Below are 24,064 nucleotides of genomic sequence, written 5' to 3'. Positions count from 1 at the left end.
TTTTTAATATTAATAATTATTGTATACTTTTTAAAGTTTTATTTGCTAGTAAGCGTTGATTTGTTATTAAGTTGTTATTTTTATGTTTACGATATATAAGGAGTTTTAATGCAATTTGAAGTAAAGGATCTGATAAATAAAATTAAAAAAGATGGACTTGAAGAGGCTGAGAGGGTGTCTAACAATATTATTTCTAAAGCTAAAAAAGAAGCAAAAGAAATAGTTTCTAGAGCAGAAGAATCTGCTAGAGTATTAAAGGTAAAATTAGAAAAAGAAGTTGATGATTATAAACGTCATGCCCTTGAAGCTTCTCGTCAAGCAATCAGAGATTTAATTATTGGCGTTGAAAAGAATCTTAAATCTCTTTTTGAAAATACTTTAAAAGATAATGTGGCAGAAGTTTTTAGTGATAATAATTTCTTAGCAGAGCTTATAATTAAAATAACGGATTATTGGATTAAAGAAGAAAAATTAGTTGTTCAATTAAATGAATCTGATTTTTCTAACTTAGAGCAGATATTAAGATTAAAACTTGAAAATAAGCTTAAAGAAGGGATAGAGATTAAGCCTTTCAAAGGTATAAGCAAAGGTTTTAAGATTCAAAAGAAGAACGTTGGTTTGCAGTATGATTTTTCAGTGGAAACTATTGCAGACATTCTTTTTGATTATCTTAATCCAAGATTTAAGGAAGTTATAAAGGTGATCTAGGAGACTTTTGTGTTAAATTCATATTATTATGTTTTATCTTCTTTGCCTTTTATTGATTTAAAATCTTTAAAAAATTATAGTGTTTCAGATTTTTTAAATAATGTCGAAATTTCTTTAAGCAAAAAGGACTTTAATTTTTTAAAAGATTTGTTAGAATTTAAGGTAGATAGGGGTAAATCAAGAGTTGTTGATCTTTTTCTTGATTTTGAAGATACAATAAGGTATACACTTGCAGTTTTAAGAGCAGAAAAATTGGGATTGCCTAGGGATTTTTATTTGGAATCTGCTTATTTTTCTAGTTATTATTTAAATGTTTTGAGAAATATTTGTTTAAAAGAAAATTCTTTCGAAATAGAGTTAAGTTTTGACCTTCTTAAGTGGCAATTTTTGAATGATCTTGAGGTTGGATATGAATTTGATTTTGAGAAAGTAATAATTTACTTTTTAAAGCTAAGGTTATTTTTAAAACATAATTCATTTAAAGAAGAATTGGGTATTCAAAATTTTGACAATATTTGTCAAAATTTAATTGATAAAAGTAATGAAAAGGTTTAGAAAGGGAATTTTAATGAAGACAAAAGGAAAAGTTGTTGGAGTGAATGGAAATTTAGTTACTATTGAGGTAGAAGGTTCAGTTTCTATGAATGAAGTTTTATTTGTAAAAACAGGTGGTAGAAATTTAAAAGCGGAAGTGATTCGTGTTAGAGGCAATGAAGTTGATGCGCAAGTTTTTGAATTGACAAAAGGGATATCTGTTGGTGATGTGGTTGAATTTACAGATAGGCTTTTAACGGTTGAGTTGGGACCAGGTCTTTTAACTCAAGTATACGATGGGCTTCAAAATCCTTTACCTGATCTGGCTATTCAATGTGGGTTTTTTTTAGAAAGGGGAGTGTATTTAAGGCCTTTGAATAAAGATAAAAAATGGAGTTTTAAAAAAACCTCCAAAGTTGGGGACAGCGTTATTGCAGGAGATTTTTTAGGCTTTGTAATTGAAGGAACTGTTCACCACCAAATAATGATTCCATTTTATAAAAGAGATTCTTATAAAATTGTGGAGATTGCAAATGATGGTGACTATTCGATTGATGAGCAAATCGCTGTAATTGAAGATGATTCTGGCATGAGAGATAGTATTACAATGTCTTTTCATTGGCCTGTTAAAATTCCTATCACTAATTATAAGGAACGACTTATTCCTAGCGAGCCTATGTTGACCCAAACTAGAATTATAGATACATTTTTTCCAGTTGCTAAAGGAGGAACTTTTTGTATCCCAGGTCCTTTTGGAGCTGGAAAAACCGTTCTTCAGCAGGTTACAAGTAGGAATGCTGATGTTGATATAGTGATTATTGCAGCTTGTGGTGAACGAGCGGGAGAGGTGGTAGAAACTCTTAAGGAGTTTCCCGAGTTGATAGATCCAAAAACAGGTAAATCTTTAATGGATAGAACTTGCATTGTTTGTAATACATCTTCAATGCCAGTTGCAGCTAGAGAGGCTTCCGTTTATACTGCTATTACTATTGGGGAGTATTATAGGCAGATGGGCCTTGATATTCTTCTTTTGGCAGATTCAACTTCAAGATGGGCTCAAGCTATGAGAGAAATGTCTGGCCGTCTTGAAGAAATTCCTGGTGAGGAAGCTTTTCCAGCTTATCTTGAGTCTGTTATTGCTTCTTTTTATGAAAGGGCAGGCATTGTAGTCCTTAATAATGGTGATATTGGATCTGTAACAGTTGGTGGTTCTGTAAGCCCCGCTGGTGGTAATTTTGAAGAACCAGTTACTCAAGCAACTTTAAAGGTTGTAGGAGCATTCCACGGACTTACAAGAGAAAGGTCTGATGCTAGAAAATTTCCAGCTATTAGCCCTCTTGAATCTTGGAGTAAATATAAAGGTGTTATTGATTCTAAAAAGACAGAATATGCAAGATCTTTTTTAGTAAAAGGTAACGAAATTAATCAAATGATGAAAGTTGTTGGGGAAGAGGGCATAAGTAATGAGGATTTTTTAATTTATTTGAAGTCTGAACTTCTTGATTCATGCTATTTACAACAAAATTCATTTGATTCTGTTGATGCTGCTGTTAGTTCAGAGCGTCAAAATTATATGTTTGATATACTTTATAATATTCTTAAAACTAACTTTGAGTTTTCCGATAAGCTTCAAGCAAGAGATTTTATAAATGAATTAAGGCAAAATCTTTTAGACATGAATCTTTCTTATTTTAAAGATTATAAGTTTAATAAATTGGAGCACACTTTAAGTGAATTGGTAAATTTAAAAAAGGCAATTTAAGGGGTTTGGAGAAATATATATATGAAAAGAGTCTATAGTAAAATAGAGTCTATAGCAGGCAATGTGATAACTGTTACAGCTCAAGGTATTAAGTACGGTGAGCTTGCTATTGTGAAAGCAAAAGATACAAGCTCTCTAGCCGAAGTAATTAAACTTGATCGAGAAAAAGTTTCTCTTCAAGTTTATGGTGGTACAAGAGGCGTGTCCACATCAGATGAGATAAAGTTTTTAGGGCATTCAATGCAAGTTTCATTTTCTGACAATTTATTGGGCAGAATTTTTGATGGTTCTGGAAATCCTAGGGATGGAGGGCCTTCTCTTGATGATAATTTAATTGAAATTGAGGGACCTTCTGCAAATCCTGCAAAACGTATTGTTCCTAGAAATATGATAAGGACAGGTCTCCCAATGATAGATGTTTTTAACACTCTTGTTGAATCTCAAAAATTACCAATTTTTTCTGTTTCTGGTGAGCCTTATAATGAGCTTCTTGTTAGAATCGCACTTCAAGCAGAGGTTGATTTGATAATTCTTGGTGGAATGGGACTAAAGCACGATGATTATTTGACTTTTAAAGATTCTTTAGAAAAAGGAGGTGCTTTAAGTAGAACAATTTTTTTTGTTCATACCGCCAATGATTCTGTTGTTGAATCTTTAACTGTTCCTGATATTTCGCTTTCTGTTGCTGAAAAGTTTGCCCTTAAGGGTAAAAAAGTTTTAGTGCTTCTTACAGATATGACAAATTTTGCTGATGCTATGAAAGAAATATCTATTACAATGGAACAAGTGCCTTCTAACAGAGGTTATCCTGGAGATTTATATTCTCAGCTTGCATATCGTTATGAGAAAGCCATTGATTTTGAAGGTGCAGGATCGATTACGATACTGGCGGTTACAACTATGCCGGGGGATGATGTTACTCATCCTGTTCCTGATAATACTGGGTATATTACAGAGGGTCAGTATTATTTAAAAGGTGGTAGAATAGAACCTTTTGGATCGCTTTCAAGACTTAAACAAATGGTAAATGGTAAGACTAGAGACGATCACAGAACTATAATGGATACGATGATTAAACTTTATGCATCCTCAAAGGAGTCTGTAGAAAAGAAGGCTATGGGATTTAATATGACTAAGTGGGATGAAAAATTGCTAAAGTATAGCAACATGTTTGAAAGTAAGATGATGGATTTAACTGTTAATATTCCCTTAGAAGAGGCTTTAGATTTAGGTTGGGATATTCTTGCCAGCTGTTTTAGCCCAAAAGAAACGGGTATAAAAACGGATCTTGTTGAAAAATATTGGCCCAAAAAAGAGACCTGTTGATTATGTCTAAAATTAAATTAACTAAAAATGATCTTAAAGGGCAAAAAGATAAACTTAAGATGTTTAAGAGATATTTGCCTACCTTACAGCTTAAGAAACAACAGCTTTATATGGAAATTGTTAAAATTGAAGATTCTTACAGAATTAAAAATATTGAGCAACAAAAACTTAAAGGCAGTATTTCTAATTGGATTTCTCTTTTTAGCGAAAAATTTCCTTTTGAGAGTTGGATTCAAGTAAAAACAGTGATCAAGAAGTCTTTAAATATTGCAGGAGTTGCAATTCCTATATTCGATTCTATTGAATATGAAGATATAAAGCACGATTTACTTTTTACTCCTTATTGGGTAGATAAGGGGATTGAAATTCTTAAAATTGTGATTAAAATTGATATAGAGCTTAAAATCTTGAAAAAACAGATTGATTTGCTTTTAAAAGAGTTTCGAATAACGTCTCAGAGAGTTAATTTATTTGAGAAAGTTATGATACCAACAGCTAAGACTAATATAAAAAAAATTAATATATATCTTGGAGACCAGCAAACTGCGGCTGTTGTAAGAGGTAAAATCGCTAAGTCTAATTTGATTGATAAAAAAATAGGAACAAGCTTATGATTGTAAAAATGAAAAAAGTTTTACTTTTGACTTTATCAAAATATAAAAAAGAATCATTAGAGATTTTAAGAGATTTTGGAGCAGTTCATATTAACTCTTACAATAAAAATTCAGATGCTTTAAAAAAAAGCATTGATAATAGGCGAATTTTAATACAAGCTTTTTCTTTACTTAAAGAAGATGGAGGGGTTAAGGCCTTAAAATCTTCTAATGGAAATTTTTTAGATATTGCAAAAAGTATAGTCAATTTAGGTAATGAAATTAAAGAATTTCAAGATATTAAACGATCTTTATTGCATGAAAAGAATTTGATTTCTGTTTGGGGAAATTTTTCTTTAGAGTATATTGACAAATTAAAAGAATCTAAAATTTATATTCAATTTTTTAAAATCCAAAAAAGTGAATATAAAAATTTATTAAGAGATCCCAATGTTAATGTGCTTTTGATTAAAAATATAAAAAACACTTCTTATTTTGTGAGTGTTGGTGAGTTTGAACAAAAAATTGAAATTGCTGATGAGTTTGAGTTTAATTTTGATCTTAATTATATTAATAATAAATTAAAAGTTGTTGATGAGATTTTAGATCAAAAATTAACCCAAATTTCTCTTTTTAATAAATATATTGATATTTTAAGAGATGAGATAAAAAATTATGATCAAATCGTAGAGTTTGAGCAAGTTTTAGCTGATATGCAAACTGATTTTGAGGATTTTTCGTATATTACGGGATTTGTTCCAGCTGAAAGTCAAGAATCTCTTAAAAGCTCAGTTTTAAAAGCAGGTTTTGTAGTACAATTTGCAGATCCTGAAGAAAATGATATTATTCCAACCTATATAAAAAGAAAAGGAATTGCCAATTTAGCTTCACCTATTTTTAATATTTTAGAGACAATTCCTGGATATAGAGAAAGGGATATAAGTTTTATTTTTATGTTATTTTTCTTTGTGTTTTTTGGCATGATAATAGGCGATGCGGCTTATGGAGTGATATTTTTTTTAATAGGAATTTTGTTTAGTTTAAGCTTTATTCTTAAAGGTAAGCCTTTGACTCCAGTTCACGGATTAATATTTTACCTTAGTATGTCATCGATAATTTATGGTTCTATGACTGGTACTTGGTTTGGCAGTCCTTTAATTCTTGAAATGTTTCCTATTTTAAATTCATTTAAGGTTAGTTATTTAACAGAGAAAAATAGTGTACAAAATATTATCTTTATCTGCTTTTCAATAGGAGTGCTTCAAATTTCATTGGCTCATGCTTGGAATTTTTTAATACAAGTAAAAGAAAAACCCTACATTCATTCAATTGCACAGATTGGTTGGCTTATAGGTATAGCTGGCCTTTATTATCTTGTTTTGAATTTAATACTTAGTCAATCTAGATTTCCTATGTATAATGCTGTTTATAACATAATATATTTTGGTGTTGCGCTTGTATTTATCTTTGGCAAACAAGATGGTTCTAATTTTTTTAAGTGTATATTGAAAAGTTTTGGAGGCATTATAGAACAGTTTTTAACCACTGTGTCAGGGTTTGCAGATATAATATCTTATATTAGACTTTTTGCAGTGGGACTTGCAGGACTTTCAATCTCAGCAAGTTTTAATGCTATGTCAATACCTTTGTTAAAATCTTCTAACATTGGTCTAATAGCAGCTGGGATTATTGTTATACTTTTTGGGCATGTTTTAAATATAATGTTATCGTTACTTTCAGTAATTGTTCATGGAGTAAGGCTTAATATGCTTGAATTTTCAAACCATTTAGGGCAAGAATGGAGTGGATATGCTTATAAGCCTTTTAGAAAAATAAAAAATAAATAAAAAGGAGTAATTATGGATATAGGTTTAATAGGAGTTAATTCAGCTTTGACAATCTCAGCAATAGGTTCTGCGTTGGGAATGGGAGCAGCAGGTAGTGCTGCTATTGGGGCATGGAAAAGGTGTTATATGCAAGGAAAGCCGGCGCCATTTTTATTGATTGTTTTTGTCTCAGCACCATTGACCCAAATAATATATGGATATATTTTAATGAACACTTTATATGAAGTGATGACGCAGGCAAATCCATGGTTGTTACTTGGAGCTGGTCTTGGCGGTGGGTTTGCGATTGCTGTTTCTGGATTTGCTCAAGGTAAAGCGGCAGCAGGCGCTTGTGATGCTTTTTCTGAGACTGGGAAAGGATTTGCTACATACCTATTGGTTTTGGGATTAATAGAATCGGTTGCTCTTTTTGTAATGGTATTTTTGATGATATTTAAGTTTGTTTAATTTTGGCTTATTGTTTCTTTTGATATTAAATTTTCTCGTAATTTATGAGTTAATTTAATATATTTATTATTATGAGAAAATTGGTTTTATTGTTTTTTGCTTTGTCTTTTGGTATTTCTTTGAATTCTTCAAGTAATAAAAATTTTCCGTATTGGATTTTACTTGAAAAAGGTAGACAGTTGCTTTATTCAAAATCTGAATTTAGTAAGTCTAATCTTACACATGCTATTAATTATTTGCAGGAAGCTTTGCTTAGAAAAGGTGTTTATCCTGAGGCTAGTTATTATTTGTCAGTAGCTTATGGTATGTCTGGCAATGCTGTTCTTGAAAAATTAAACCTTTACAAGTCTTTTGAAGATAAAGATTATTTACTAGATGAATCTTTTGAAAAAAAAATACTTTTTTCTTTAGCCAAAATGGCCGAACTTGAGAATAATTATGTTGATACAATTGATTATTTAAATAATATATTAAATAAATTTTCAACCAAAAAAGATTATTATAGTTATCATTATTATTCTCAAGGCGAGAATAGTGCGCCAAATAAATTTAATATTTCATTTTATATGACTTCTTATTTAAAACAAGTAAGAGGAGCCTTTGGTATTGATTTTACTTTCAATCTTTACAGATTTAAGAACTACAATGTTGTTGATACTCATCAATTATTGTCAAAAGTTTATTTGCGGCTAAGGGCTTATGAACTTTCAATTACTCATGGACTTGTAGCTGCAGTAGGGATTTTAACAAGAATGTATGATTATGTTTGTTATTATGAACCTGTGTATCAGTTTAGAAATTTAAGGTCTTTTGTTCAAAAAATTAATGAGTATAAAGCAATAAAAAATGCTTTTGAATCTACAGATTTTTGGGAAATAGTTTATAATGTTGCTGTTGCTACTTATGCATATTCTAATGGTAATTATAAGTTTAGAGCAATAGATACTTGGAAGTTAATAGTGGATCTTGCACCAAGATTTTCTCCTTATATTGCTAAATCAAGAAGTCAAATTAAAAATTCTGTATTTAAAAAAAAGATAATTTTTTAAGTCTTGATTTGTATTCGGGGGGAGTAAGTATTAGTATTCGTAAGAAAAATTTTTGCATTATTGCACACATTGATCATGGTAAATCAACATTAGCTGATCGATTTATTCAAAAGGCTAAAATAATATCTGATCGCGATTTTAAAAGCCAAATGCTTGACAATATGGAGATTGAGCGAGAAAGAGGAATTACAATAAAAAGTCAAGCAGTAACAATTACTTATAAAAATAATGATGGTGATTTTTATGAGTTAAATTTTGTAGATACTCCAGGCCATGTTGATTTTTCTTATGAAGTATCAAGAGCAATTTCATCTTGTGAGGGTGCTCTTTTATTAATTGATGCAAGTCAGGGAATACAAGCGCAGACAGTTTCTAATTTTTATATGGCTTTTGAACATGATTTAAAAATTATTCCTGTTATTAATAAGATAGATCTTCCAAATGCTAATATTGATTTTGTAAAAAAGCAAATAAAAAATGATTTAGGACTAAATGAAGAAATTGCTATTTTAATTTCTGCTAAGAATGGAATAGGAATTGATGATTTGCTTGAAGCTATTTGTAAGTATGTGCCATCTCCTAGAGGAAGTACTAAAGATCCATTAAGGGCATTAATTTTTGATTCACATTATGATTCTTATAGGGGAGTTGTTGTTCACTTTAGGATTTTCGAAGGACAAATAAAAACAGGCGATAAGATTAGGTTAATGCATACTAATAGTGAGTATTTAATTGAGGAGATTGGAGTTTTTAAAATATTACTTGAAAGAAAAGACGGGTTAGAAGCAGGAGATGTTGGGTATTTTATTGCAGGAATAAAAAATATATCAGATGTGAAGATTGGAGATACAGTAACTCTTTGTGATTGTCCTGCATTATCTCCCCTTGAGGGATTTAAAGAGATTAAGCCTGTAGTATTTTCTTCGGTGTATCCTATTGATGCTAATCAATATGATGATCTTTTAAAGGCAATGGATCGATTAAAGCTTAATGATGCATCGTTAACATTTGAAAAAGATTCATCATCGGCTCTTGGACATGGTTTTAAGTGTGGGTTTCTTGGTCTTTTGCATTTAGAGGTTATTCAAGAACGCATTGAACGTGAATTTGATTTAAATGTGATATTGACTTCTCCTTCTGTTAGGTACAAAATAATTCCTAAAAAGGGAGAATCTTATTTTATTGAAAGTCCTGAACAATTCCCTGGAAATGAAGCTATTGAAAGTATTCTTGAGCCTTATATTAGAGCTAATATTATTGTTCCTACAGAATTTTTAGGAAATATTATGAGCGTGTGTTTGTTGAAAAGGGGAGTGCAGACAAGCTTAATTTATCTTGATACTAAGCGTGTTGAACTTATTTATAAAATGCCTCTTTCTGAAATCCTTTTTGATTTTTACGATAAGATTAAATCCGTGAGTCGTGGATATGCTTCTTTTGATTATGATCTTTTAGATTATGAATATACAGATTTAGTAAGATTAGATATATTAGTCAATGGGGATAGGGTTGATGCACTTTCTCAATTGGTTTTTAAAGATAGTGCAAGAGCTAAGGCTATTGGGATTTGTAAAAAGTTGAAAGATGAAATAGCAAGGCAACAATTTAAAATAGCTATTCAAGGTGCTATTGGATCTAACATTATTGCTCGAGAGACAATCTCTCCTGTTAGAAAAGATGTTACTGCTAAGTGTTATGGTGGTGATATTACTCGTAAGCGAAAACTTTTGGAAAAACAGAAAGAAGGTAAAAAGCGAATGAAGATGGTAGGAAATGTTGAGATTCCACAAAGTGTTTTTCTTGCAGTTTTGAAATCCAATGATAATTAGATATGTTTTCAATTTCAAAGGATATTTGATTGGCAAAGCCCTTGGAAATGCGATAAAATATTTTTATCATTACTTATTTAAAATTATTTGTATGTAATTTAATTTATTTATATGGAGTACTTTATGCTTAAGTCTAATAAAGTTGTTCTTATTGGAGCTGGTGGTGTTGGTTCAAGCTTTGCTTATGCTTTGACAATAGATAACTCGCTTGTACATGAACTTATAATTATTGATGTTAATGAAAATAAAGCAAAAGGTGAGGTTATGGACCTTAATCATGGCCAGATGTTTTTAAAGAAAAATATTAATGTATTGTATGGAACTTACAAAGATTGTTTTAACGCAGATATTGTTGTAATTACAGCAGGACTTAATCAAAAACCTGGTGAAACAAGGCTTGATTTGGTTGATAAAAATTCTAAAATCTTTAAAGATATTGTAACTAATGTTGTATCTAGTGGATTTAATGGTATTTTTGTCATTGCAAGTAATCCTGTAGACATTATGACTTATGTTACAATGAAATATTCTAAATTTCCTATTCATAAGGTTATTGGCACTGGTACTATTCTTGATACTTCAAGGCTTAGATATTTTTTAAGTGATCGTTTTAATGTAAACACTCAAAATATACATTCTTATATTATGGGTGAGCATGGTGATAGTTCTTTTGTTACTTGGGATGAAACAAAAATAGCAATGAAGCCTTTATCAGAATACCTTTCTGAAGGCAAAATAACTGAGTTGGAGCTTGATGAAATTCATAAAAAGGTTATTAATGCTGCTTATGAGGTGATTAAGCTCAAAGGTGCAACCTATTATGCTATTGGACTTGGAATTAAGAATATTGTAAATGCAATAATTGGAGATCAGAATATTATTCTGCCAATATCTTCTTATATTAATGGTCAATATGGCGGGGTAATTAAGGATATTTATATTGGAGCACCTGCCATAGTTTGTAAAGAAGGAGTTAAAGAAGTTCTAAACTTTAAAATAAGCCCCAAAGAGCTTGAGAGGTTTAATAGTTCTGCTAATCAGCTTAAAAGCTATATTGAAAAAATAGAATTTTAGTTTTGAGACCCCAATATTTTAGGGGTTTTTATTTTTCAAGCATATTTTCTCCGTTTTTTCTGTGTTCAATTGCTTCAAGTAAGGCTTCTCTTGAAATGTTTTTTTCTTCCTTTAAATCGGAGATTGTTCTTGCAATTTTTAGTATTGAATGCGTTGCTCTTGAAGATATGTTTAGTTTATTTAGGATGTAAATCAAATCATTTTTTAAGATTGCACTCAATTCGCAAAATTTTTCAATGTGATCGGAATTAAGATCGGAATTTTTATTTATGTTTGCAAGATTTTCGTATCTTATATTTTGAATGTTTCTTGCTTTTATTATTCTTTGCTTTATTTCGCTTGAACTTTCGCTTGTTTCGCTGAGTAATTTTTCATTATTAATTGCCCTTGTTGGAACCCTAATATCAATTCTATCAAGCATTGCAGCTCCAAGTTTTTTCCAATAATTTGAAATTTCTTGTTGTGAGCAAAAACAATCTATATTTTTTTTGCCAAGATTCCCGCAAGGGCAAAGATTCATTGCAAGCATTAGTTGGAAATTGGCGGGGTATTTGAATAATTTAGAACTTGCTCTTGAGATTGAAATTGCTTTATCTTCAATAGGTTCACGTAAAGATTGTAAGATAGATTTTTTAAATTCTAAAGCCTCATCTAGAAATAATATGCCGTTGTGGGCAAGAGATGCTTCTCCGGGTAAAGGATTAGGGCCCCCCCCAATTATTCCTTCTTTACTAGCAGTATGGTGAGGATTTCTAAAGGGTCTTTGTTTTATTATCTTACTGTCTATTAATTTTCCCGATATTGACCATATTCTATTTGTTTCTATAAGTTCTTTGTTTGTAAGTGGAGGAAGAATAGATTGAGCGCACTTAATACTAAGTGTTTTTCCGCTTCCAGGTGGACCAAATAACATGATGTTATGTCCACCAGCAATTGCTATTTCAATTGCTCTTTTTGCTCTTTGCTGTCCTTTTATATTTTTAAAGTCATATTCTACAATACAATCTTGTTCAATTGTTTTTTGTGCTTTAATATTTGTCCTTGGGGGAAGAATATTGCCGTTTAATTGTTCTACTATTTTTATAGTTTCTTTTAAATCTTTAACTCCCCAAATATTTAGCCCATCTATTAGGCAAGCTTCTTCTAAATTTTCAAAGGGAACTATTGCAAATTTTATTCCTTTCTCTTTGGCAAGAGCAATGGCTGGTAAGACCGCTTTTATTGATCTTATTTTACCATCTAATTGTAATTCTCCCAATATTAAGATTTCTAAATTTTTATTATTTTTGTTTTCCTGGATTTTAATGATGCTACTAGCTATCGAAAGGTCAAAAGCTGTTCCAAGTTTTTTAATTCCAGCCGGTGCAAGATTTATTAATATTCTATCTTTAGGAAAATGAAAATTTGAATTCTTAATAGCCGACTTTACCCTTTCTCTTGATTCTTTAATTTCGTTTCCAGCAAGCCCCACAATATCGATTCCTGAAGTTCCTTTTTTAAGGTCTATTTCAATCTCAATTAGTTCTCCTTCATATCCAATTGATGAGTGTGAATAGATTTTCATCTAATAGTTTCCCCCCTTAAAGGCTTATAATTTTCCAAACTATCTTTTAATGATTTATATGGCAGTAAAAAGCAGTCTTTTCTATTTGTATTTGTAAATGCGTTAAAAATTTTTAAACTTGTGTCAATTTCGTCTAGATCGACAAAATCAGTGTTTATTACTTTTTGCACTAAGTTTAGGATTTCGGATTTTGATTTATTATCGCACAATTTGTTTAATGCGTTGGCGCTTGCAAGTAAAATCATGCACCCAGATGCATGATGTTTTAAATTAAATTTTCCGTTATTTTCTTTTGTTATTTGAAATAAGATTTGATCTCCACATTTAGATCGGTGTTTGAAATTTTGGTTTGTTTCTATTTTATGTATTATGTAAGTATTTAATTTACTTAGATCTATTAATTTTCTTTTAGTTTTTTCAGTGAGCATAATTTAATTTTATTTTCTTTGAATTATTAAATCAATAATAAAAGATATTATGAATATTTTTAAAACTTTTTATTTAAAAATAAAGTTGAAATTGTTTTGAGATTTTTAAAGATTGAAATAATGCTTATTAATCCTTAAATTAAGTTAATTAAAAATCTTTATTTTTAATTAACTTAATTATGATATTTTTTTCTAAATTTTTATGAAAGCTCTTTTATTACTTTTTTTAACCCCAATATGAAACTATCAATTTCTTCTTGTGTGTTGTAAAAATAAAAGCTAATTCTTAAAAGATGGTTTTTATTTAAATTTTCTGGAAAAAATGCTACATAAGAACAAGCTTTTCCAGCTCTAGTTGCTATTCCCATTGTATCTAGATAGGTTTCAATATCGTGTGAGTGAATATTTTTTACTGTAAATGATATTATTGAATTTCTTTTAAGATTTGTATTTAATAAAAATTCAACCTCATCAAGCTCTTGTAATTTTTTTATTCCATATTCTATTAATTGATGATCATGTTCTAAAATAAAATCCATAGAAATATTATTGATATATTTTATTGCCTCTTTAAGTCCAATAATTCCTGCAATATTTGGAGTTCCTGATTCAAATTTATTGGGAGCATCAAGTGATTTAAATTTAATTTTTTTATTTTCTATGAATATTTCTTCTACAGTATTTCCTCCTAATTTTGAGCTATGAAGTTTTTCGGCCATATTATTTGAAATGTATAAAATTCCTATTCCTGTTGGAGCAAGCATTTTGTGTCCAGAAAATACCAAAAAATCACATCCAATTTTTTTAACATCTATTTTTATATGAGGTGCTGTTTGTGCAGCATCTATAAAAAGACTTATATTATATTTTTTTGCTATTTTCCCAATAGATTCCAAATCATTAACAGTTCCTAAGGTATTATTTATTCCTGAAATGCTAATGAGTTTTGTTTTTTCTGTAATAAGTTTTTCAATTTCTTCAGGGGTAATAATTCCCATTTCATTGAATTTAGCAAATTTAATTGTTAAATTAGCTAAATTTGCAAGATTTGCCCATGGCAGCAAATTACTATTATGCTCAAGAGTTGTAAGAATAATTTCATCTTTTTTTTTAAAGTATTTTGAGTACAAAAATGAGCTTGCAATGGTATTAATTCCATCTGTAGTTCCAGAAGTAAATATTATATTTTTTGTAGATTCTGCATTAATGAAATTTTTTACAAGTTCTCTTGTTTTTTCTATTTTTATGCTAGATTGAATTGCAAATTTGTGACCACTTCTGTGTACATTTGCGTTGCAATTTTCATAATATTCAATACTAGAATAAATTACTTTTTTAGGCTTTTGAGAGGTTGCCGCATTGTCAAAATAAATTATTTGCTTATTGTCAAACTGTTTATTTAAAATAGGAAAATCTTTTCTTAAAAACTTGACTTTTTCTGCATTGCTTTTTATTTGTTTGAAATCCATAATTTCTTACAAGTTCCTTTGTTTTGATTTTTAGTTTTTAATTATTATAGCATTATTTTTTATTTCATAAAAAAAGTTTAAAATGATTATTAATTAATAATCATTTTTGTTAAATTGAAATTTATTTTTTTGTATAAATTTTGTTTATTGGCTATGTTTTTTGATTATGATATACTCGTTTATATGAAAGAAGTAATTTATAGGTTTGAAAAAGCCGAAGATTATAAGTTAGTTCCTGTTAATAATATTTATGGGAATGTAACTAATACGGGAGAGATTTTTTGTGATCTTGTTTTCGAGTCTGCAGAGATTTCCGAAGAGATTGCTTACACAAAAACTAAAGAAGGTGTTTTAGAAGAGGCTTCAAAAGAATTAAAAAGTGGAGAAGAGAGCAAAATAGTATTAATTAACTCTTTTATAGGAATTTCTATTACAAAGACTACTGCTAGAAATATTGCTTATTGGCTTTTAAAAAAAGTTGATGAATTAGAAGATAATGAATAGTAAAACATCTGAAGATAGAATTAGGCTTATTGGCTTTTAAAAAAAAGTTGATGAATTAGAAGATAATGAATAGTAAAACATCTGAAGATAGAATTAGGATTTATTTATCAAAACTTAGGAAGTATAAAAATAAAATTTTAAGCAAAAAGAGTATTAAAAATATTATTGAAATATCAGATATTTCTGATAATGATATTGAAAATATGGGATTTTATTTTAGAAGATCTTATTCGAGAGCCAAAAGATTTGTTGATATGGGTAAGATAGATGTTGCTTTTAGAGAGCTTGAATCTGTCTATTTTTATTCCCTTCACGATAAATCAATCTTTAGTTTATTTTTTTTTCTTTTTAAAGAGATTGTTGATAAGGTAAATACTAAAGAATCCAAGAAAAAAATGATTCATGTAAGTTTACAAGCAAAAGAATTCGGAATAAGAAATGATTTAGATTTAATTGGCTATTATGAGTCTAAAAAATCTAAGAGTAGAATGTTAATATTGGCTTTAAGTTCTATTTTGATATTTTTTATTTCTTTGATTACTTACAGATCTTTTCAGAGTTTTATTGGTGTAAATGGAAATGGTAAAACGGTTTTAAAAGAAAAATTTACTCCTATTTTAATATCGAAAGGTCTTCCTCCTATTACTATGGCTACGGATTTGGTAGTTGAAACTGTTAATCTTATTTCAAACTCCAAAGATTTCTATTACATAGAAATAGAAGATGCTAAGGTTTTAGTATTTGAAGATGCGCATTTGTATCAGCTTAAAGCGGGAGTTGTTTCAACAACGCACCCTGTTAAAAAGATTTCCTACAGAGTTACAGTTTACGACGATCTTGGCAAATCTGTGTTTAATCAGGTTTTTGAAAAAGAAAGTGATTTTTATGCAAAATGGGGTAAAAATGTTTATATTCCAATTGATGTTATATCAAGTATACCAAGAGCTATTGATGTTAATCCTAAAAAAATAGTATTAGATATTATTGAAGTTGATTTTTTTAAGAATGTTGATGATAAAATTGGTGTAAGCCTTGATGCAGATTCCTTTATATTGAAATTTAAATATATTGGAAATTATTTTAAAAAGTCTTTTGGGATTTGTAGGGCAAATACTGTGATAGAAGTTTTCAATTCTTCAAAAGATGTCATTAAAAATTTGGAGATTGAAATTGATTATATTGATAAGGAAGGTAGAATCATTAGGTCTTTGAGACGCAAATTAATTTCTTCTGCCAATTCTTTTTTAAAATCTAAATCTAAACAGAGTTTCACAATTAGTACTATTTTTCCAAATGAGATTTATCCCACAATTGAAAAGGATTTTTCATCTATTAAAATTTATAATGTGATGATTAGGTAGGCTTTAAGCTATCTCAAGATTTCTTTTTCTTTTAGATTTGAGATAATGTTAAGCGGAATTAGTGTAGTTAAAATGTTTATTAACATATATAATCCAAGAATTGTTAAGTTAAAGCTTAAGCTTAAATTTATTTGAAATTCAGATACGTAATAATCTGAGTTTAATATTTCGGAATTTTCTTCTCCAAATATTTTTAAAAAAAAGTTTAAAACATTATCAACAAAGTTTATTAAATAAGATATTTTAAGCGTTAAATAATTTCCAATTATTATTCCAATTCCACAAAAGGTGGTACTTAATGTGCTCGATATCAGAAGAAATATTATTTTTATGTTTAAATTATTCATTCCAATTGATTTTAGTATTGCAATTTTCTTTTTGTTTTCAAAAATAAGCATTGAAAGGGATGAAGATATATTAATGCTTGCAAATATTATAATTAGAGCCATAATGAATATTAAAAGTTTTTTACTTATATCTAGATTATTATATTTATTTAAGTAAAGTTCATAGAATGTTTTTATTTGGAATTCTTGAAATTCAGTTTCTAAATTCTGTTTTAAGAGTTCATTGTTTTTTATGGAATTGAAATTTGTTTTAAGCCCAATTATGCTTTTTGAAAACTTTTTTGACATTAGATTTTCATTTTCAAAAGAAATTAATACCAAATTATTGTCAATATCTTTTAGCCCAGTTTCAATTATTCCTGAGATATTAAACTTTTTTATTCTGGGTATTATTTTATTGTTTTTTGTATTTGGAATTACAATGTCAATTTTTTCATTGAGATTTAGATTAAGCTTATTTTTTATTTGGTTTGAAATTAGGATAGAATCCTTTTTTAAATTTTTAGTACCTTTTATCAATTTTATTGATTTGTTTCCCAATATAAATTTATTTTCTATTGCTCTTATTAATACGCCTTGTTTTTTATTATTTCCAATAATTCCATAAGTTCGTTTTTCAAAAAAATAATTCAAATTTTTGTAATTATATTTTTTTTTAAATGAGCTTAATCTGTCTTTTAGAGAATTAGTTTTATTTGTGTCGTTGTATTCTATTTGCGTAGAAAATCCCTCACTTTCAATGTATTTGTTAATAGTAGAAGTCATAATATTGCTAGACATATAGTAAACAATAATTAATGGAATCATTACTAAACTTAATGATATTCCAGAACCTATTAAAGCTATTTTATTTGTTGAATTTTTAAAAATTAAATATGCAATTTTTGTAATTTCTGTTACTTTTAAAAGTATCATAGTTTTTTTAATGTCTTATCCTTGAATTCATATTTTGAATCTGCTTTATTTGCAAATTGAGGGTTATGACTAACTAGTATTAAGGTTTTTTTAAAATTTTTAGCTGTATTGATAAGTAGATTTTCAACAGTTTTAGCTGTGCTTAGGTCTAAATTTCCCGTAGGTTCATCACATAAGATGATATTAGGTTCATTGATTAACGCTCTAGCAATAGCAACTCTTTGTGATTCGCCTCCTGAGAGTTCTGAAGGGTAATGCTTTGCTCTGTCTTCTATTTTTAATATTTTCATTAGATCTAGAGCTTTTTTATTTATTGTTTCTTTTGTTTCTTGGCCCGAGATGATTTTGGGTAAAATTATATTTTCAATTACATTAAACTCATTTATTAAATTATAATTTTGGAATACTAAGCCTATTTGTCTGTTTTTATATAAACTTAATGTTTTTTCATTTGCATTTTTTAAGAATATTTCGCAAGATATTATCTCTCCAGAATCCATTTTATCAATTCCTGAAATCATATTAAAAAGAGTTGATTTCCCGCAACCACTTTTTCCTTGAATTGAAATAAATTCACCCTTTTTTACAGTTAAGTTTAAATTTTCTATTACTTGAATTTTTGTTTTATTTTTTTTGTATGCTTTGCAAAGATTTTTTATAATTAATATATTTCCCATTTTATGATCCATTTATAGTTTCAATGTTTTTTTGACTTTCAATTTTTTTTGTTGCTTTTACACTTGAATATATTGTAGAAAAGCATGCAAAACAGAAAGTAAATACTAAATCGTTTAAAAATAATTTAGGAGTAATTGTGTTTTTTACTATTTGTATTTTAATGTTATCTATTTCAAAGGCAAATATTTGATTTAAAAAATTTATTGAAGTGTTTACCAGATTGTCAATTATTTTTAAAATTTCATTTATATTTAAGGAAATTAAAATTCCCAGTATCAAGCCAAGAAGTCCCCCCGTAGTGCAAATTATTATTGAGTGAGTAAAAAAAATTTGCTTTAATTTTTTTATTCTAAGTCCCATGGCCAATAGTATTAAAATAGCTTTATTTTTGTTTATTGTTATTCTTTTTTGTAGATAATATGTATTAACTGCGATAACAATGAAAATGCTTGCTAAAATGATTAACATTGTATTTCGTTCTATTTTCAAAGCTTTATAGAATTCTTTATTATATTCATTCCAAGTTTTTACTTTAATTTTTGGATTAATAGCTTTGATCTTTTCAATTAATTTGTTACTTGGATTTAAATTTTTTGTTTTTACTTGGTAATTAATACTAAAATTATTTAAAATTTTGTTTTTAATGAAATAGTCTATATTCATAAAAATTAAAGTTTCGTTTGTTTTTGCATAATTACTTTTAAAAATTGATTTTATTTTAAAAAACTTTATGTCATTTTCTAATGATATTAAGTTTTTTATTTCATCGGCAATTATCAATCCCAGGAGGTCATTTTCGAATAAGTTGAAATTGTAGGAGAGTACATTTCCAATAATAATTTCATTATCCTTAAGATCAAGTTCGGCTTTTTCAAGTCCTGTAAATGAAATGAAATTTTGATCTTTTTTGAGATCTTTAATATCAACGGCAATAATATTTAAAATAGTTGGATAATAATAATTTTGAATTCCAATGCCTTGAGTTTCATATATTTTATTTATATGCTTTATTCCTTTAATATTTTTAATTTTTTTGATTTCTTCTTGGGTAAGTTCATTTTCTATTTTTAAATTTCCACTTTCGATATTTGTAATGCTAAGGAAAAAATCGTTTTGAAAACCATTCATGATTGATATTGTTAGGATAATTATTATTTCACCTAAGGCAATGCTTAATATTATTACAATTGTGAGGGCCAAACTATTTTTTTCTTCTAGTATTAATCTTTTAAGCAAAAAATTTCTTATATCCATTTAATTTCCTATTGGTTCTTCTTCGGTGACTTTTCCATCCTTGTGTTTTATTTTAAGAGCGGGGCTTTGATTATAGTATATTTCTTCTTCATATTCATTATCATTGTAGTATTTGGTTTTTAGATAAATTATATCGTTTTCATAAATTTTTTTGCTTTTTAATTGATTGTCTTGGTTATATTCGTATTCAATTTTAGTATTGGTGTATTGGTCTTTATCCTTTTCTTTAGTATTTTGAAGAATCATCATATCAGATGAGTTGTATTGAAAATCATTTATTTTTATAAGTTCATTATTTTTGTATGTTTCTTCTTTTACTAGGTTGTTTCCTTGATAGGTAGATATGATTTTTGTATTTTCTTCTTCAAAGGTGTTTACTGTTTTTTGTTCATCTAGATATTGGTTTTTTTCTTTGGATTTTATTTTATTATTAACAATTATTGTACTGTTTAAATTTCTTTTTTTATCATCATATTTTATTACTTTTGTTGTTGATTTTTTGATGTCAAAATATGTGGATTTTATGTCGCCATTAATTCCATAGTTCCAAATTTGAAAATTTGATCCTGTTATTTTTAGCAACTTGCCATTTTCGTCCCTAGAGTAATATATTAATTTTGGTTTTTGGTTTATTGTTTTTAAATTTTTGGATATTAAGTTCCCATTTTCATAAAAGTAATTTACTGTTTCAAGAATTTTTCCTTTGTTGTCATATTCAATTTCTTGTATTTTGTTATTTAAATTGTCGTAAATTTCTTCTTTTCTTTTTGTATCTTTTGTATCATAATATGTGATTTTTCTTGTATTTTCTATGATTTGAATTGTTTTGTATTTTATTAAATTAGTTTCTTTATATAAGTAGAGTTTTTCAGTTTCATCAATAAAATAGTACTCAATGTAAAACCCAGTTTTTGGTTTTTCGTTTAATTTTTGGTATTTGTTGAAAAATGCATCAGATGCAAAATAGCTTTTTGCATGAATAATTTGTGGTATAAATAGAAGAAGTATTAATTGTTTTTTTTTCATAGCAATTTATTAAGATATTCATTAATATCAAATTCTTTAATGTCTTTTAGTTTTTCTCCAAATGTAGTAAAGTATATGGGTTTTTTAAGAGTTTTTGAAATATTAATTATTGCACCCGCTCTTGAAGATGAATCAAGTTTGGTGATTATTATTCCGTCTATCTCTATTGCTTTATTAAAAATTTCTGCTTGGCTATTTGTATTTTTTCCAATAGTAGAATCTATTACAAGTATTTTTTGATAATTGATGTTAGTGTTTTTTATTTGCTTTAATATTACATTGTTTATTTTTTGAAGCTCTTTTATTAAATTTTCTTTATTTTGTAATCTTCCGGCTGTGTCAATAATTAAGGCATCGTAATTTTTAAGCTTAGCGCTTGAAATACTGTCAAATATCACAGCTGATGGATCGCTTCCTTGATTTTGAGATATTACTCTGATTCCGATTTGTTCGCCATAAATCTTCATTTGTTCAATTGCAGCTGCTCTGAATGTATCAGCAGCTGATATTAATATATTTTTGCCTTCATTTTTTAATTTATTTGCAAGTTTTGCTATGCTTGATGTTTTGCCAATTCCATTTATGCCAACTATTAATAAAATGTTTAATTTGTTATTTTCTAGAGCAAATGTTTTTGTGTTAACATAATTACTCAAAAGTTCTTTTAATTCTTCAATAATAGTTTTTTCGTTTTTATTTTTTTCTTGTCTTAATTTATTGATTATTTCTATTACAATTTCATTATTAATGTCTGATTCTAATAGAATGTCTTTTAAGTTTTCAATAACATTTTCTTGTTGTTTGTTTTTAAATAAATTTTTTATTTTTTCTAAAATGCCCAAAAGCTTGGTCTCCTGTTTTATTGTTAATTGTTAAATCTATTCTCCTAGATTTGCTTCTTTAATATATTCTACTAAATGAGTTATTAATGCAATAAAGCTACCAATGGTTAAAGTTATGCCTGCTCCAAATAAAAATGTTGCAGTCATTTGTTCTGCTTTTGCCATATAAACATCCTCAGCTGTTAATTTTTTATTGATAAAGTGATTGCCAGTTATTTTATAAAGTACTTCTGCATTGTTAAGTAATGTTCCTGCAAAAATGCTTCCTATTGTACTTAATGTAAAAACAGCCAGATTAACATAAAATTTATCTCTTGCGTTGCTCAGTCTATTTTTACTAGTTTTTATCATTTCTATTTCTACTTGATTTTCTTTTTTATTTATCAACTTGAATCTATCTTTATATCCTTCAGATTTAAGTAAGATGATATCTTGATTTTCTGGTTTTTCAATTTCAATTGGAGTTTCTCCCATAAATATGCCCTTTTTAAAAACTTTAGATTTTACGGTGCTTGTAATTTCTACTTTTTCAGAGATTGTTCTTTTTAAGTCAATATTTAATATTATTGAATCTGCATTTTTTATCTTTCTTTTAATAAAATAGTTTTCGAAATTTGTACTTGTGATTTGTATTTCAATTTCTTTGTTTGGGATTTTGGAAATGTCAAAAATATTATCGTAATAGATTCCTTTTGAAACAAATTTTTCATTTATATAGATCTTTGCATCTGGGTTGTTTCTAACGTTAATATTGATTTTTAGAAATTCTCTACCCAATATTTCTTTTAAACTATGTTTTATTATTTCATTTGCAATTTCATTAACAGAAGATGAGGTTTTAAATACTGCTTTTTTAGTTTCAATTTTTTCAGGAGTGATGTTGCTAATTTCTAGCAAATAATAATTTTCTATTTTTTTTAGATCAATATAGTTAATAAAAAATAATTCTTCTCTTATGAAAAATTCTTTATTTAAATTTGAAATGTTTGTTTGTTCTTCGATTTTTTTATATTTTACTTTTAGTTTTTTTAAATTGTTAAAATATTCTTCAAATTTTTTTTTGTTGTTGTTAATATTTAGAATAGCTTTTTTAAGCTCATCAATTTTGGCTTTGGTGTTATGTTTTTCTTTTGCGTTTATTATGTTTTGAAGTTTTTTTTTATCCATTTCTTTTTTTAATTTGCTAATTTCAAGTTCTGTTTTTATTATATCTTGATTTATATAAATATCTTCAATGATATTCTTGTCATCATTTTTTATGATATGTTCTGTTATTTGTTCGTAAATTTTATTTAATTGTTTTTCAATTCCTTTTTTAAGGTCAATATTTTCCTTTTTTGTATTAATGATATAGGAAAAGTTGTACTCGATATTGCCTTGAGAGTGTATTTTATATATCGCAGATATTAGCAATGGTATTACTAGTGTTAACTTAGACTTTTCCATTTTAAATACTCTTCTATGAAATTGTCTATATTGCCGTCCATAACCGAAGCGGTGTTTGAATTTTCAAATTTTGTTCTGTGATCTTTTACCAAATTGTAAGGTTGAAATACGTAAGATCTTATTTGGTTGCCCCAAGAAATTTCTTTTTTTGCGTCTTGCTTGGATTTATTTTTTTCATCTTCTTTATTTTTATAGTATTCGTAAAGTCTTGATTTTAAAACTTTCATTGCCATATCTTTGTTTTTGTGTTGACTTCGATCGCTTTGAGATTGAGTTACTATTCCTGTTTCAATGTGAGTTATTCTTACAGCAGAAGATGTTTTGTTAACGTGTTGTCCTCCGGCTCCCGACGCTCTGTATGTATCAATTCTTATATCTTCTGGTTTTATTATTATTTCTATTTTTTCATCAATAACAGGGTCAACAAATACTGATGCAAAAGATGTATGTCTTTTTTTAGCAGCATCAAATGGAGAAATTCTTATAAGGCGATGTATTCCGACTTCACTTTTTAAAAGCCCATAAGCATAAGCACCTTTGATTTCTATTGTAACAGATTTGATTCCACCTTCTGCTTCGAGTAAATCAACAAGTTCTGTTTTGTATTTTTTTCTCTCAGCATATCTTGAGTACATTCTGTAAAGCATTGAAACCCAGTCACATGCTTCAGTACCCCCAGCACCAGAATGAATAGTTAAAAAAGCATCGTTTGCGTCAATCTCTTTTTTAAAGTAAGAAATTGTTAGTAAATCTTTGTACTGTTTTTCAAGTACATTAAATTCAATTTCTAAGCTGTTAGTATCTTTTTCATTTTCAATAATTTCGCACAGATCGCTTAAGTCTTTGATTTTTTTGATTAGTTCTTCCCAAGGATCAATTTTGCTTTTTAAGATACTTTGGGCCTTAATAACTTCTTGGGCTCTTTTGGGATCATTCCAAAAATTTCTCTGGTTTATTTCTTTTTCGTATTTTTCGATTTTAGCTTGAATTTCTTTTTTGTCAAAGCTTCCTCCAGATGTCTTCGGCTTGTTTAAACAGTGTATTTATTTTTTCTTTCATTT

At 27.9% G+C, this 24,064-nt stretch carries 22 protein-coding genes; 12 read left to right on the top strand and 10 right to left on the bottom strand.

Annotation, left to right across the window (positions count from 1 at the left end):
- Positions 1-108 precede the first annotated feature (108 nt).
- The 10 genes from QIA31_RS00995 (at position 109) to QIA31_RS00950 (ending at position 11,169) form a co-directional block, all read left to right on the top strand.
- Entirely contained in the window at positions 109-708 is a 600-nt protein-coding gene (locus QIA31_RS00995; protein WP_301393818.1) for a V-type ATP synthase subunit E, read from the top strand.
- Between the two features lie 9 nt (positions 709-717).
- The gene (locus tag QIA31_RS00990; protein ID WP_301393816.1) at positions 718-1,263 is read left to right on the top strand and encodes a hypothetical protein; all 546 of its coding nucleotides are present in this window, start codon (positions 718-720) and stop codon (positions 1,261-1,263) included.
- A 13-nt stretch (positions 1,264-1,276) separates the two neighbouring features.
- Positions 1,277-3,004 carry a V-type ATP synthase subunit A gene (locus QIA31_RS00985; RefSeq protein WP_301393814.1) on the top strand — a complete coding sequence of 576 codons (1,728 nt, stop codon included), beginning with the start codon at positions 1,277-1,279 and terminating at the stop codon, positions 3,002-3,004.
- Positions 3,005-3,025: 21 nt separating this feature from the next.
- Positions 3,026-4,330 carry a V-type ATP synthase subunit B gene (locus QIA31_RS00980; protein WP_151060608.1) on the top strand — a complete coding sequence of 435 codons (1,305 nt, stop codon included), beginning with the start codon at positions 3,026-3,028 and terminating at the stop codon, positions 4,328-4,330.
- Positions 4,331-4,332: 2 nt separating this feature from the next.
- Positions 4,333-4,944 (top strand): V-type ATP synthase subunit D, encoded by a 612-nt coding sequence (locus tag QIA31_RS00975; RefSeq protein WP_301393811.1) that lies wholly within the window; start codon positions 4,333-4,335, stop codon positions 4,942-4,944.
- Positions 4,941-6,770: a V-type ATP synthase subunit I gene (locus QIA31_RS00970; RefSeq protein WP_301393808.1), complete on the top strand. Its 1,830-nt coding sequence runs from the start codon at positions 4,941-4,943 to the stop codon at positions 6,768-6,770. The genes QIA31_RS00975 and QIA31_RS00970 overlap by 4 nt, the downstream gene beginning before the upstream one ends.
- Before the next feature lie 12 nt (positions 6,771-6,782).
- Positions 6,783-7,217 (top strand): V-type ATP synthase subunit K, encoded by a 435-nt coding sequence (locus QIA31_RS00965; protein WP_151060611.1) that lies wholly within the window; start codon positions 6,783-6,785, stop codon positions 7,215-7,217.
- Between the two features lie 71 nt (positions 7,218-7,288).
- Positions 7,289-8,266: a hypothetical protein gene (locus QIA31_RS00960; RefSeq protein ID WP_301393806.1), complete on the top strand. Its 978-nt coding sequence runs from the start codon at positions 7,289-7,291 to the stop codon at positions 8,264-8,266.
- 8 nt (positions 8,267-8,274) lie between these two features.
- Positions 8,275-10,095 (top strand): translation elongation factor 4, encoded by a 1,821-nt coding sequence (lepA, locus tag QIA31_RS00955; RefSeq protein WP_301393804.1) that lies wholly within the window; start codon positions 8,275-8,277, stop codon positions 10,093-10,095.
- Positions 10,096-10,218: 123 nt separating this feature from the next.
- Positions 10,219-11,169 carry an L-lactate dehydrogenase gene (locus QIA31_RS00950; protein WP_301393802.1) on the top strand — a complete coding sequence of 317 codons (951 nt, stop codon included), beginning with the start codon at positions 10,219-10,221 and terminating at the stop codon, positions 11,167-11,169.
- A gap of 28 nt (positions 11,170-11,197) precedes the next feature.
- Here the strand turns inward: QIA31_RS00950 and QIA31_RS00945 are convergent, their stop codons facing one another.
- The 3 genes from QIA31_RS00945 to QIA31_RS00935 all read right to left on the bottom strand — a co-directional run bounded on the left by QIA31_RS00945 (position 11,198) and on the right by QIA31_RS00935 (position 14,630).
- Positions 11,198-12,733, bottom strand: coding sequence for a YifB family Mg chelatase-like AAA ATPase (locus tag QIA31_RS00945; RefSeq protein WP_301385379.1), 1,536 nt, complete (start codon positions 12,731-12,733; stop codon positions 11,198-11,200).
- The gene (locus QIA31_RS00940) at positions 12,730-13,161 is read right to left on the bottom strand and encodes an iron-sulfur cluster assembly scaffold protein (protein WP_301385377.1); all 432 of its coding nucleotides are present in this window, start codon (positions 13,159-13,161) and stop codon (positions 12,730-12,732) included. Before QIA31_RS00940 ends, QIA31_RS00945 begins: the two co-directional genes overlap by 4 nt.
- A gap of 200 nt (positions 13,162-13,361) precedes the next feature.
- The gene (locus tag QIA31_RS00935) at positions 13,362-14,630 is read right to left on the bottom strand and encodes a cysteine desulfurase (protein WP_301393800.1); all 1,269 of its coding nucleotides are present in this window, start codon (positions 14,628-14,630) and stop codon (positions 13,362-13,364) included.
- Positions 14,631-14,813: 183 nt separating this feature from the next.
- On the opposite strand from QIA31_RS00935, the gene QIA31_RS00930 reads away from it, so the two are divergent.
- A complete protein-coding gene (locus QIA31_RS00930) occupies positions 14,814-15,134 on the top strand; it encodes a hypothetical protein (protein WP_301393798.1) in 321 nt (106 codons plus the stop codon).
- Positions 15,135-15,196: 62 nt separating this feature from the next.
- Positions 15,197-16,495 carry a hypothetical protein gene (locus QIA31_RS00925; RefSeq protein WP_301394448.1) on the top strand — a complete coding sequence of 433 codons (1,299 nt, stop codon included), beginning with the start codon at positions 15,197-15,199 and terminating at the stop codon, positions 16,493-16,495.
- 8 nt (positions 16,496-16,503) lie between these two features.
- Here the strand turns inward: QIA31_RS00925 and QIA31_RS00920 are convergent, their stop codons facing one another.
- The 7 genes from QIA31_RS00920 to prfB form a co-directional block, all read right to left on the bottom strand.
- Entirely contained in the window at positions 16,504-17,757 is a 1,254-nt protein-coding gene (locus QIA31_RS00920; protein ID WP_301393795.1) for an ABC transporter permease, read from the bottom strand.
- Positions 17,754-18,434, bottom strand: coding sequence for an ABC transporter ATP-binding protein (locus QIA31_RS00915; RefSeq protein ID WP_301393793.1), 681 nt, complete (start codon positions 18,432-18,434; stop codon positions 17,754-17,756). The genes QIA31_RS00920 and QIA31_RS00915 overlap by 4 nt, the downstream gene beginning before the upstream one ends.
- 1 nt (position 18,435) lies before the next feature.
- Positions 18,436-19,689 carry an ABC transporter permease gene (locus QIA31_RS00910; protein WP_301385373.1) on the bottom strand — a complete coding sequence of 418 codons (1,254 nt, stop codon included), beginning with the start codon at positions 19,687-19,689 and terminating at the stop codon, positions 18,436-18,438.
- Positions 19,690-20,715: a hypothetical protein gene (locus QIA31_RS00905; RefSeq protein ID WP_301385372.1), complete on the bottom strand. Its 1,026-nt coding sequence runs from the start codon at positions 20,713-20,715 to the stop codon at positions 19,690-19,692.
- Positions 20,712-21,557, bottom strand: coding sequence for a signal recognition particle-docking protein FtsY (gene ftsY, locus QIA31_RS00900; RefSeq protein WP_301385370.1), 846 nt, complete (start codon positions 21,555-21,557; stop codon positions 20,712-20,714). The genes QIA31_RS00905 and ftsY overlap by 4 nt, the downstream gene beginning before the upstream one ends.
- Positions 21,558-21,593: 36 nt before the next feature.
- Positions 21,594-23,003, bottom strand: a complete 1,410-nt coding sequence (locus QIA31_RS00895; RefSeq protein ID WP_301385369.1) for a hypothetical protein — start codon at positions 23,001-23,003, stop codon at positions 21,594-21,596.
- Positions 22,985-24,062, bottom strand: a protein-coding gene (gene prfB / locus QIA31_RS00890) for a peptide chain release factor 2 (protein ID WP_301385367.1) whose coding sequence is annotated in 2 segments (ribosomal slippage) — positions 22,985-24,004 and positions 24,006-24,062 — 1,077 coding nt in all. Because the reading frame shifts where the segments join, the coding sequence is not laid out codon by codon here. Before prfB ends, QIA31_RS00895 begins: the two co-directional genes overlap by 19 nt.
- Positions 24,063-24,064: the final 2 nt, after the last annotated feature.

This window comes from [Borrelia] turdi (assembly GCF_030439285.2).
Lineage (GTDB): Bacteria > Spirochaetota > Spirochaetia > Borreliales > Borreliaceae > Borreliella > Borreliella turdi.
This window is presented reverse-complemented; position numbering and strand designations above follow the sequence as displayed.